Source organism: Hominilimicola sp. (assembly GCF_046972485.1).
Lineage (GTDB): Bacteria > Bacillota > Clostridia > UBA1381 > UBA1381 > Hominilimicola > Hominilimicola fabiformis.
The window spans coordinates 24501-36851 of record NZ_JBKVWU010000012.1 but is presented as its reverse complement, the minus strand read 5'-3'; the positions used below and the strand labels follow the sequence as shown (position 1 = coordinate 36851).

12 protein-coding genes are annotated in these 12351 nt (G+C 39.4%); 9 read left to right on the top strand and 3 right to left on the bottom strand.

From position 1 onward, the window contains the following. The 3 genes from ACLTU0_RS03055 to ACLTU0_RS03045 form a co-directional block, all read right to left on the bottom strand. A partial coding sequence (locus ACLTU0_RS03055; RefSeq protein ID WP_412321352.1) for an Arm DNA-binding domain-containing protein occupies positions 1-217 on the bottom strand: 217 nt, incomplete at its 3' end. 345 nt (positions 218-562) lie between these two features. After that, positions 563-1117 (bottom strand): NADH peroxidase, encoded by a 555-nt coding sequence (locus ACLTU0_RS03050; RefSeq protein ID WP_117966122.1) that lies wholly within the window; start codon positions 1115-1117, stop codon positions 563-565. A gap of 20 nt (positions 1118-1137) precedes the next feature. Beyond that, complete coding sequence (locus ACLTU0_RS03045) at positions 1138-1524, bottom strand: transcriptional repressor (RefSeq protein ID WP_022229712.1); 387 nt, start codon at positions 1522-1524, stop codon at positions 1138-1140. 476 nt (positions 1525-2000) lie between these two features. Here ACLTU0_RS03045 and purC point away from each other — a divergent pair, with 476 nt between their 5' ends. The 9 genes from purC (at position 2001) to ACLTU0_RS03000 (ending at position 12286) form a co-directional block, all read left to right on the top strand. Continuing rightward, positions 2001-2708, top strand: a complete 708-nt coding sequence (gene purC / locus ACLTU0_RS03040; RefSeq protein ID WP_022229713.1) for a phosphoribosylaminoimidazolesuccinocarboxamide synthase — start codon at positions 2001-2003, stop codon at positions 2706-2708. Positions 2709-2846: 138 nt separating this feature from the next. Further along, complete coding sequence (gene purB / locus ACLTU0_RS03035; protein ID WP_022229714.1) at positions 2847-4280, top strand: adenylosuccinate lyase; 1434 nt, start codon at positions 2847-2849, stop codon at positions 4278-4280. A gap of 32 nt (positions 4281-4312) precedes the next feature. After that, entirely contained in the window at positions 4313-5128 is an 816-nt protein-coding gene (locus ACLTU0_RS03030; protein ID WP_412321351.1) for a copper amine oxidase N-terminal domain-containing protein, read from the top strand. Between the two features lie 53 nt (positions 5129-5181). Further along, the gene (locus ACLTU0_RS03025; RefSeq protein ID WP_022229716.1) at positions 5182-6456 is read left to right on the top strand and encodes an adenylosuccinate synthase; all 1275 of its coding nucleotides are present in this window, start codon (positions 5182-5184) and stop codon (positions 6454-6456) included. 28 nt (positions 6457-6484) lie between these two features. After that, a complete protein-coding gene (locus ACLTU0_RS03020; protein WP_412321350.1) occupies positions 6485-8308 on the top strand; it encodes a hypothetical protein in 1824 nt (607 codons plus the stop codon). A gap of 72 nt (positions 8309-8380) precedes the next feature. Then, positions 8381-9430, top strand: coding sequence for a CapA family protein (locus ACLTU0_RS03015; protein ID WP_412321349.1), 1050 nt, complete (start codon positions 8381-8383; stop codon positions 9428-9430). Positions 9431-9598: 168 nt separating this feature from the next. Then, on the top strand, positions 9599-10621 hold the full coding sequence (locus ACLTU0_RS03010; RefSeq protein ID WP_412294972.1) for an ABC transporter substrate-binding protein: 1023 nt from the start codon (positions 9599-9601) through the stop codon (positions 10619-10621). Then, entirely contained in the window at positions 10618-11520 is a 903-nt protein-coding gene (locus ACLTU0_RS03005; protein WP_412294973.1) for an ABC transporter permease, read from the top strand. Before ACLTU0_RS03010 ends, ACLTU0_RS03005 begins: the two co-directional genes overlap by 4 nt. Continuing rightward, a complete protein-coding gene (locus tag ACLTU0_RS03000) occupies positions 11513-12286 on the top strand; it encodes an ABC transporter ATP-binding protein (protein ID WP_308455681.1) in 774 nt (257 codons plus the stop codon). Before ACLTU0_RS03005 ends, ACLTU0_RS03000 begins: the two co-directional genes overlap by 8 nt. Positions 12287-12351: the final 65 nt, after the last annotated feature.

Below are 12351 nucleotides of genomic sequence, written 5' to 3'. Positions count from 1 at the left end.
CTATAAATTCCGTATAAACCTCTTGAAAAGTTATTTTTTTGTTTTCTACATAATCACCGGTATTGTTTATTTGGTATAATGCGTCGTTAAGAGCCTTATCAGCGTGCTTTTTTGTCTTATATCCTCCTTTTTCGATTTGATGTCTTTTACCATTAACCTTACCAAAGTCAATACGGTATGACCAAGTAGTACCTCTTTTTCTAACGCTGCCTTTCATAATAAATTCTCCTTAAATATAACTATAAATTTAATTTTAGCAGTTGCAGCATTCAAATCTAAAGTTTGACCTTAAAATATATTTTGCCCACAAATTAAAACACTTTTTATGCCCTCAAACCCGCATAAACACTAATGTTTCGGGCGTTTTTGTGGGCAAATTATATTTTTACGTTGAAATTTTGCTATTTGCCCACGGATTTCCCACACGGAGAAAAAACACACTTAGATACAAAAAAACACGATTAACCTAAATTAGTTAATCGTGTTTCGTGAACAAGCCTTACAAATGGCTTATCTATGCGGTTTGTAAAGAGTATCTATTTGTATCTAATCGTATCTTAGATTAACCAAAATATCTCTTTAACATACCTTCAAAGCCTTTTCCGTGTCTTGCCTCGTCTTTTGCCATTTCGTGAACTGTGTCGTGAATAGCGTCATAGCCAAGTTCTTTTGCTCTCTTTGCAAGTTCAAGTTTACCTGCTGTTGCACCACATTCAGCTTCTGCTCTAAGTTCAAGATTTTTCTTTGTTGACGGAGTTACAACTTCGCCAAGAAGTTCGGCAAATTTTGCAGCGTGTTCAGCCTCTTCCAAAGCGGCTCTCATATAAAATTCGCCGATTTCAGGATAACCCTCACGGATTGCCTGTCTGCTCATTGCGATATACATACCGACTTCTGTACATTCGCCTTCAAAATTAGCCTTTAGACCTTCGTAAACATCAGCTTCAACCTGATCTTTTGCACCTACTCCGATAACGTGTTCACATACAAAGTTTAGTGCAGTACCCTCTTCCATAACAGTGAACTTTGAACCCGGAACACCGCACTGTGGACATTTTTCAGGTGGTTCGTTACCCTCGTGAACATAACCGCATACCGGACATACATACTTTTTCATAATAAATTTCCTCCTTAGAATTAATTATTTTTTTTACTACTACAATTTTCGCAGATACCGTAAAATATAAGCGAATAGTCTTCTATATCTGCATTTAATTTTTCCGCCGCTTGATTTTTTATCTCGTCCATACCGTCTAAATCAACATCGTATATTTTGTCACACTTATTACATACGAAATGAAAATGTCGGTGGACAAAACCGTCGAAATGTTCTTTGTTTGCGGAAGTGCTGATTTTTAAAATATCTCCATTTTCCGCAAGCTGTGCAAGGTTTCTGTATACAGTTCCAAGACTGATGTTAGGAAATTCCTTGCGCAGATTTTCGTACAGCCAATCAGCCGACGGGTGGGAGCGTGTACTTCTAAGCAGCGTTAGAAGTGCCTCACGCTGTTTTGAATACTTCATACATTTCACTCCTTCAAAATCAATAATGATAATCATTACTGATTTATGAGTTCATTATAACAGACGTTTTTCGGTTTGTCAATAGTTTTTTGAAATAAATTTAGATTAATTTTGTGTAAATTTGATTTTGGGTGTTGCCACCACTCCTCAGGGGGAGAAAAAAGGCTCCCATAGAGAGGAGCTGTCGACAAGGTCGACTGAGGGGTGGTTGCGTGTGGCAAAAGATGATTGCCCCTACGGAGTGTGGTTGATGAATAGCCACCACTCCGTCACTGCGTGCCACCTCTCCTCAAGGAGAGAAAAAAGGCTCCCATAGAGGGGAGCTGTCGGCACAGCCGACTGAGGGGGGTTCGCACATTGCAAAATACTTTTTTATTCTAAAATTTACGATATTTTTTGATTAGTCTTGATTTTATCGACGGTTTATAATATAATATAGAAGTAAAATTATGTTTACAGGAAAGGAACTGATAAATATGAAGAAAATGGAACAGCTTTACGAAGGAAAAGCAAAGAAGGTTTTTAAAACTGATGACGAAAATCTTTACATCGTTGATTACAAAGATGACGCAACTGCATTTAACGGTCTTAAAAAAGGTCAAATTGCAGGTAAGGGTGTTGTGAACAACAAAATGTCAAACTTCCTTATGCAAATTATGGAAAAGAACGGTATCCCTACTCACTTTGTTGAAGAAATTTCAGACAGAGAAACTGTTGTTAAGAGAGTAGAAATCGTACCTTTGGAAGTAATCATCAGAAATATTGCGGCAGGTAGTTTTTCAAAGCGTTTTGGCGTTGAAGAAGGCAAGAAATTAAACTGCACAACTTTGGAATACTGTCTAAAGAACGACGACCTTGGCGATCCTATGATTAACGATTATCAGATTATCGCTATCGGTGCTGCTACTAAAGAGGATCTTGATACTATTGCTGACCTTACTTTTAAAGTAAATGATGTTCTAAAAGCATATTTTGAAAGTATTAATATAGAACTTGTTGATTTCAAGATTGAGTTCGGTAAAACCCCTGACGGTCAGATTATTCTTGCTGATGAAATCTCACCTGATACTTGCCGTCTATGGGACGCTACAACTCACGAAAAACTTGATAAAGACCGTTTCAGACGTGATATGGGCAATGTTGAAGAGGCATATGCAGAGGTATTTAAACGTCTTGGACTATAATTAAGTGTAGACCGAATTAAATTGCCCGGCTCACCGCTTTTTGCCGAGGACAGTGCATATGTACGGCACCGTCGACTGCAAAGTGGCAATCAAAGCGATTTTCTTCGGTCTTATAAAAAATTTAGAGGAGTAAATGAAATGGCAACAAATACTTACGAAAGTCCGTTAAACTCACGTTACGCGTCAAAGGAAATGCAGTACATTTTTTCTCCGGACAAGAAATTCTCGACTTGGAGAAAACTTTGGATTGCGCTTGCAGAAAGTGAAAAAGAACTTGGACTTGATATAACAGACAAACAGATTGCTCAAATGAAAGAGCATATTTACGATATTAATTATGATGTTGCAAAGGCTCGCGAAAAGGAAGTTCGTCACGATGTAATGTCGCACGTTTACGCATACGGCGTACAGTGCCCGGACGCAAAACCTATTATTCACTTGGGTGCAACAAGTTGTTACGTAGGTGACAACACTGATATTATCATAATGACAGAGGCTATGCAGCTTGTTAAGAAAAAGCTTGTATGTCTTATCGGAGAGCTGGCAAAGTTCGCAAAGGAATATAAGGATTTGCCGACATTGGCATTTACTCATTTTCAGCCGGCACAGCCTACAACAGTAGGTAAGCGTGCGTCATTGTGGCTTGAAGATTTGCTTATGGACCTTGAGGACGTTGATTATCAGCTTTCAAAGGCAAAGCTTTTGGGCTGTAAGGGTACAACGGGTACACAGGCAAGTTTCCTTGAACTTTTTGAGGGTGACCATGAAAAATGTAAAATGCTTGACAAGAAGATTGCCGAAAAAATGGGTTATGAAGAATCATTCCCTGTAAGCGGTCAGACATATCCGAGAAAACTTGACTCTCAAATGCTTAATACATTGAGCCTTATCGCACAGAGTGCGTACAAGTTCTCAAACGACATCAGACTTCTTCAACACTTAAAGCAGATTGAAGAACCGTTTGAAAAGTCGCAAATCGGTTCATCGGCAATGGCTTATAAGAGAAACCCTATGAGAAGTGAAAGAATCGGCTCTCTTGCAAGATATGTAATAGTAGACGCACTTAATCCGGCAATCACTGCATCAACACAATGGTTTGAAAGAACACTTGATGACAGTGCAAATAAGCGAATTTCAGTTCCTGAGGCTTTTCTTGCAGTAGATGCTATTCTAAGCTTGTACATCAACGTTGTTGACGGACTTGTGGTATATGATAAAGTAATCAATCAGCAGTTTATGCGTGAAATTCCGTTTATGGCTACTGAAAATATTATGATGGACGCCGTTAAAAAAGGCGGCGACAGACAGGATCTACACGAAAAAATCAGAGTATATTCTATGGAGGCGGGAAAGACTGTTAAAATGGAGGGGAAGGAAAACAACCTTGCCGAACTTATCGCCGGTGATCCTGCATTCGGTTTGACTTTGGAAGAAATTAATGCCGTTATGAAACCTGAAAATTTTGTCGGACGTGCTCCGCAGCAGGTTGAAGATTTCTTAAAGGATTACGTTGAGCCTGTTCTTGAAAAGAATAAGGATTTACTTGGTATTGAAGTTGAAATTAACGTCTGATATATTTAAAATATAAATTTAGAGGTATTTATATGAAGAAAATTATATCTTGCCTTGTTGCGGTTTGTATGGCTGCGATGTCGTTTGTGACCGTACACTGCGAGGATAATATTAAAGTGATACTTGACGGCAAAACTCTTGAATTTGACGTTCAGCCGCAAATTATAGACGAACGCACACTTGTGCCTATGCGTGTGATTTTCGAAGCATTGGGTGCAGAGGTTGAGTGGGAAGAGGAAACTCAGACTATCAACGCAAGACGTTCGGATACTGATTTGTTTTATATCAGTATGCGTGTGGGTGACAAGACAATTCATAAGGAGTCGGTTAAGGCGAACTTGCCGACATCAAACGATATTGAACTTGATGTACCGCCGATGATTATAGACGGGCGTACGCTTGTTCCTGTCCGTGCGGTTTCGGAGTGCTTTGGTTGTAAGGTAGAGTGGGACGGCGAAAGTCAAACTGTTATTGTTGAAAGCAATTCTGACAATAATACAGATACTGACGTACCGACACCGTCACCGACAGAAACGCCTGTCAATTCAGTTAATACAATCGAATATAACGCCGATAATGAGCAGTATGCAAGTTATATGAAAGAATTTAAAATTCTTGACGCGGTAAAAAATTCGGACGGCAACTATGATATAACATACACACTTCAAACATATCTTGAAGGTCGTGGTTTGGTTGTGGTTGAATTTAGGTGCCTTGATGAAAACGGCAGTGAAGTTGACAGATTCGGCGGAGCATTTCAAGGCACAGATTATACATGGAGCGCTCAAGAGGCGAAAACAACAATTTCCGGTAAAACAACACGCATTGAGCTTGTAATTGAAAAATAAGTTATGAAATTAAAAATCAGGCAAACGCTTGGTTAGCATAGGAGGACAAATACATGGTAAAAGCAATAGTTGGTGCAAACTGGGGCGATGAAGGTAAGGGCAAGATTACAGATATGCTTGCTGCTGACAGTGACATCGTAATCAGATTTCAGGGCGGTGCAAACGCAGGTCACACTATTATAAACGAATACGGAAAATTTGCATTGCATCTTCTTCCGTCAGGTTCATTCAATCAGAATGTAACAAATATGATCGGAAACGGTGTTGCACTTGATATTCCTGAACTTATAAAGGAAATTGACGAGGTCGTAAAACGTGGTGTTCCGAAGCCGAACATTGTTGTGTCAGAAAGAACACAGGTTCTTATGCCTTATCACAAGTTGTTTGACCAGTACGAAGAAGAAAGACTTTCAGACCGTCAGTTCGGTTCTACAAAGTCAGGTATAGCACCGTTCTTCTCAGATAAATTTTCAAAAATCGGTTTTCAGGTTTGGGAACTTTTCGAGCCTGAAAGACTAAAGGAAAAGATTAAGAACGTAATCGAAGTAAAAAATCTTATGCTTGAACATATCTATCATAAACCGCTATTGGACGCAGACGAGCTTTTCAATACACTTATGGAATATGCCGATATGATTAAGCCGTATGTGATTGATTCGGTTGCATTTATGCACAACGCAATCAAAGAGGGTAAGAAAATTCTTTTGGAAGGTCAGCTTGGCTCACTGAAAGACCCTGATTTCGGTATTTATCCGATGACAACTTCTTCATCTACTCTTGCCGGTTACGGTGCGGTTGGTGCAGGTATTCCTCCGTATGAAATTACAGACATAATTACAGTTGTAAAAGCATATTCATCAGCAGTTGGTGCAGGTGCATTTGTTTCGGAAATATTCGGCGAAGAGGCAGATGAACTTAGAAGACGCGGCGGTGACGGCGGTGAATTCGGTGCTACAACAGGCAGACCGAGACGTATGGGTTGGTTCGACTGTGTTGCGTCACGTTACGGCTGTCGTGTACAGGGTACAACTCAAGTTGCATTTACTGTACTTGACGTACTTGGTTATCTTGATGAAATTCCTGTATGTGTGGGATATGAAGTTGACGGTGAAGTTATCAGAGATTTCCCTACAACAAACAAGCTTGAAAGAGCAAAGCCTGTTTTGAAAGTTCTTCCTGGTTGGAAAACTGACATCAGAGGTATCAAGAAATATGAGGACTTACCGGAAAATTGCCGTAAGTACATCGAATTTGTTGAAAAAGAACTTGAAGTGCCTATTAAGATTGTTTCTAACGGTCCTTCAAGAGAAGATATTATATTGAAATAATTAAAATGAACCCAAGGGGGAATTTGTTATGGACGCATCTAAAATCAAATTGATTATATGGGACCTTGACGAAACCTTTTGGAACGGTACTATTTCAGAACAAAAGGTCGCACCTGTTAAGCAGGCTTGCGACCTTGTTTTGTTATCCTCAAAAAAGGGAATTGTCAATTCGATTTGTTCCAAAAATGATGAAAAGCCGTGTATCGATAAGCTGAAAGAATGGGATTTGGATAAGTATTTTGTGTTCAATTCGATTAACTGGGAGCCGAAAGGTCAGAGGATTAAAGATACTGTCGAAAGTATGAATTTAAGACCTTGCAATGTACTTTTTATTGACGATAATAAGCTGAATTTGGAGGAGGCAAAGTTTTTCTGCCCCGATATTCTGACAATGCTGCCCGATAAAATCGGTGAACTTTATGCGGCGGTTTCAATGCTTGATAAGAATGACGAAAAATTATCACGTCTTGAAAGTTACAAGGTGCTTGAAAAGAAAAATAAGATTAAAAAGAGTATCGGTTCAAATGAAGAATTTTTGCGACAGAGCAATATCCACGTTGATTTTCATTCGGATTGTGCGGAACACATTGACAGATTGCATGAGCTTATATTCCGTGCAAATCAGCTTAATTTTACGAAAGTGCGTTCAACGAAAGACGAACTTAAAGCGTTGTTAGAAGATAAAAATGCGAAATGTGAATATATAACGGCGTATGACAAGTACGGTGAATACGGAATTGTCGGCTTTTATGCCGTAAAGGATAATACGCTTGTGCATTTTCTGTTTTCGTGCCGTACGCTCGGTATGGGGATTGAGCAATATACATATGAAAAAATCGGTTGTCCGAAACTTGATATTGTAGGTGACGTGTCGGTTAAAATCGGTAAAAACGAGCCGACTGTAACGTGGATAAATCAAGATAACGTAAAGACGGATAATGAATTTGAGGACATAAAAAATACCGGTTTTAAGGTGCTTATAAAAGGGCCTTGCGACTTAAATCAAATATTTTCGTTCATAAAAAATGAGGATATATTCGATTGTGAGTTCACGTATGTGAGCCGCGAAAAACAGTCGCTCGGTGTTGCGATTGAGGGTATGAACCATACTTCGCAAATTGTAAATGCCTATTCGATTACAGACGAAGAAACAGCCGAAATTTGTAAACTTCCGATATGCGACAGTCAAATGTATTCGGACAGCATTTATAAAAATAAGTACGGAATGATTTTTATAAGTATTTTGACTGACGCTAATCTCGGCGTGTATCGAAATAAAAACAACGGTGCTGTTTTTGCGTTTGGTGAGTATATTTATCCGCTTACCGACAAGGCTATGTGGAAAAAGTATATTAATAAAGAAGTTTATACCGCAAATTGTGATTTTAAAGAAAAGGATTTGCAGAAGATTGCGGAAGAATATGAATTTTTGGGCAGACTTACACCAAAGCAGACGGCGGAAAATCTGCGGTTTATCTATGAGCATATCAAAACCGATACGGAACTTGTTATTTTGCTTGGCTGCGAACGTGAGTACAAGGATAATAAGCTGGAGGCTTGGGTGAACAGGCACAATGACCACAAGGAATATAATGCGGCGGTACGGAAAGAATTTGACGGCTGCAAAAATGTGACGTTGTTTGACGTGAATGAATATATAACGTCCGATGATGATTTTAACGACAGTGTAAACCATTATAAAAAACGTGTGTATTACTTGATGGCACAAAAATTTACCGAAATGATAAATGCTCATGCAAACGCAGATGTAGCAAAGCAAACGTCAAAAGCAAAACTTGCGTATTTAACATTAAAACAAAAAATTAAAAAGATTGTTAAACCAAACGGTTAAATTTTATATTGACAAAACAGTTGCATTAGAATAAAATTAAACTATTGATTAAAATAATTTGGGAGATTATAAATGAGTATACGAAAGGTAACTATATGCTTGGCGGTGATTCTTTTCATATCTGCCACCGTACTTGCATTTACATCTAATAAACGTGCAGAAAAAAAGGCTGAAAAAGAATATACGCCTACCGTACAGACGGTCACAATGACGGCTGTCGGTGACTGTACGTTGGCAACTGATATAAACGCAGACCCAAACGGCAGCTTTAAATCGGTTGCCGAGTCTTTAAACGGCGATTATTCATATTTCTTTAAAAATGTTTCACCGATATTTTCGGAGGACGATTTAACTATCGTAAATTTTGAGGGTACTTTGTCAAATCAAGGAACAAGACAGGATAAGCAGTTTGCTTTCAGGGGTAAGCCTGAATATGTGCAGATACTTACATCGTCAAGCGTTGAGGCGGCAAACCTTGCAAATAACCACAGTGCCGATTACGGTGACGTAAGTCTTTCGGACACGATAAAATATTTGAATGAGGCCGGTATCTCCAATTTTATAGGTACGAATACCGCGATAAGAGATGTAAACGGAATATCGGTCGGACTTGTCGGAATTGACGCACTTGACGAAACAGAGGCGGCAAAACTTGAAAATGTTATCGGTTCGGTTAAAAGTCTTGGTGCACAGCTTGCTATAGTAAGTATTCACTGGGGCGAAGAAAAGGCTACCGCTCCGAACGATACACAAACAGAGCTTGCACACAAGGCGATTGACGCAGGTGCAGACCTTGTTTTGGGAACACACCCTCACGTTTTGCAGGGTATTGAAAAATACAACGGTAAATATATAGCGTACAGCTTAGGTAACTTCTGCTTCGGCGGTAACAATAACCCGGCGGACAAGGACACAGTTATATACAGACAGACATTTACGTTTGTTGACGGGGTTATGCAGGAGGACGATAATATGACGCTTATTCCCGCAACAATTTCGGGTCATGATGAGTATAACGACTATCAGCCGGCAATAGCTGAGGGTGACAGAAAGACTCAAATAGAGAATAAGTTGATTGAATATTCGACACCGCTCGGACTTTCTACGCTTAATTTCAGATAATTTGTTTTTACTATTGACAAATGGCAGTAAAGTTTAGTATAATATAACACAGATTAGATGAGATTAGAACAGACAGAGCATATTTTAATATGATTTTTATGCCTCTTGGACTTATCTGTCTGAGAGGTTTTTCTGTTTTTTCTTGCAAAAAAGAAAGGAAGATGTAAAATGAAAAATTTAAAGAAGATTATTGCAATGGGACTAACAGCCGCACTATGTGCCGTTTCTTTGGCAGGTTGCGGAGGCACACAAAACGGTGGAACTGACGGAGCAACAGACGCAAATGCTAAAGATACATACAAAATCGGTGTACTTCAATACGCAGACCATCCGTCGCTTGATAACTGCCGTGAGGGCTTTAAGCAGGGACTTGATTCAGAGGGTATCAAGTATGATATTACAGAATCATCTGCAAAAGGCGACGACTCAACAAATACACAAATCGCACAGCAATTTGTTTCACAAGGTATGGACCTTGTATGCGGTATCGCAACACCGTCTGCACAGGCTTGCTACAATGCGGCTTATGAAGCAAAAATTCCTGTAATCTTTAACGCAGTTTCAGACCCTGTTGCCGCAAAGCTTGCAGAAAGCGATACACAGGCAATGGACGGAATTACAGGTGTAAGCGATATGTTGCCTGTTGACGAACAGTTAAAGCTTATCCGTGAAATGTTGCCTGACGCAAAGAAAATCGGTATACTTTACACAACAAGTGAAGCAAATTCTGTTTCTACAATAGAAAGATACAAGCAAAAAGTAGGCGAATACGGTTTTGAACTTGTTGAAAAGGGTATTACAAATGCCGCTGAAATTCCGCAGGCAGTAGACCTTTTGGTAAGCGAAGTTGACTGTATCTCAAATATGACAGACAACACAGTTGTTGAAAACTTGCCTATACTTCTTGAAAAGGCAACTGCTAAAAACATTCCTGTATTCGGCAGTGAAGAAGAACAAGTAGGAAACGGCTGTATAGCGTCAGCCGGTATCGACTACATTGAACTTGGTAAAAAAGCAGGCGTTATGGCTGCAAGAGTGCTAAAGGGTGAGGATGTTAAGAATATCCCTTACGAAACTCTTACAGAAAGTAAAATTACTATCAACACTGACGCCGCAGAAAAAATCGGAGTAACAATACCGCAGTCAATCACAGACAGAGCTGAGGTCAAAAACGCTCCGTCTGAATCATGATTGAAGGACTGATAGTCGGAATACTTGAGCAGGGACTGATATATGGAATAATGGCTATGGGTGTGTATATCACCTATACCATTCTTGATTTCCCCGATTTGTCTGTAGACGGTACGTTCCCTCTCGGAATAGCTATATGCTTTGTGATGATTAATAACGGTCTTAATCCGTGGCTTGCATTGCTTGCGGCATTTGCCGCAGGGGGCATAGCCGGTATGTTTACGGGAATTTTCAACGTAAAACTCAGAATACGCAATCTTCTTTGTGGTATTCTTACTATGACGGCTCTTTATTCGATAAATTACGGAATAGTCGGAAAAGCGTCGGATTTCCTAAGTATGGATACAACGACTATTTTCTCACAGACAGCTTTCCTTTTCGGAAACGGTCACTTTGCATTGTACTCTAAACTTGTTGTTATTCTTGTGATTACGCTTATCGCAAAGTTTGCACTTGATTGGTATATGCGTACCAAGTCGGGATTTCTTTTAAGAAGTGTCGGAGATAATGAGGGGCTTGTAATCACGCTTGCACAAAATCCGGGAACGATTAAAATTATCGGTCTTGCGATTGCAAACGGACTTGTTTCTCTTGCCGGTGCGGTGTACTGCCAATACGGCAAAGCGTTTAACGTTGCGTCTGGTACGGGTACTGTTGTTATGGGTCTTGCCGCCGTTATTATCGGCTCGACTATATTTAAGAAAATTAAATTCCTTAGAATTACAACAGGCGTGCTTTTCGGTATGATTATTTATAAGGCTTGTATTTCAATCGCACTTGCCGCAGGCTTGCGTTCACAGGATACAAACCTTATGATTACGATTTTGTTTATCGCAACACTTTGCGTAGACGAATTTTTGCTTAAAAAAAAGAAAGTTGGGGTGAAGAAAAATGCTTGAACTTTCTCACATTTATAAAACTTTTAATCAAGGAACTATTGATGAAAAGGTGCTTTTTTCGGATTTTAACATAACAGTAAACGACGGTGATTTTGTCGGAGTTATCGGTTCAAACGGTTCGGGAAAAACGACTATGTTAAATGTCATTTCGGGCGATATGCCGATTGACAGCGGAAGTGTTTTGCTTGACGGTAAGGAGCTTAATAAGCTTAAAAACTTTAAACGTGCTCAGAGAATAGGCAGAGTTTTTCAAAATCCCGCAATGGGAACCTGTCCGTCAATGACCATATGGGAAAACATGTCTATCGCAGACAATAAGGGTAAGAATTTCGGACTTTCGTTTGGACTTAACCGTCAGAGAAAAGACTTTTACCGTTCACAGCTTGAACTTTTGGGTATGGGACTTGAAAACAGACTTTCAACTCTTGCAGGCTCACTTTCGGGCGGTCAAAGACAGGCACTTGCACTTATTATGGCGACTATGATCAGACCTGATTTGTTGCTTTTGGACGAACATACAGCCGCGCTTGACCCTAAATCTTCTGATACGGTTATGATGCTTACGGATAAGATTGTTCATGAAAAGAACATAACAACCATTATGGTAACGCATAATCTTCGTCACGCGGTTGAGCATGGCACAAGAACTGTTATGATGCATAACGGCGAGGCTATTATGGATGTTTCGGGTGCGGAAAAAGATAATAAGACAATAAATGACTATTTGACAGTGTTTAACGAAATAAGTATTGAATGCGGAAATTAGCATAAAAGCTGAATTTGGATATATTCAAATTCAGCTTTTTTAGTATAAAAAATCAGCAAATTTTT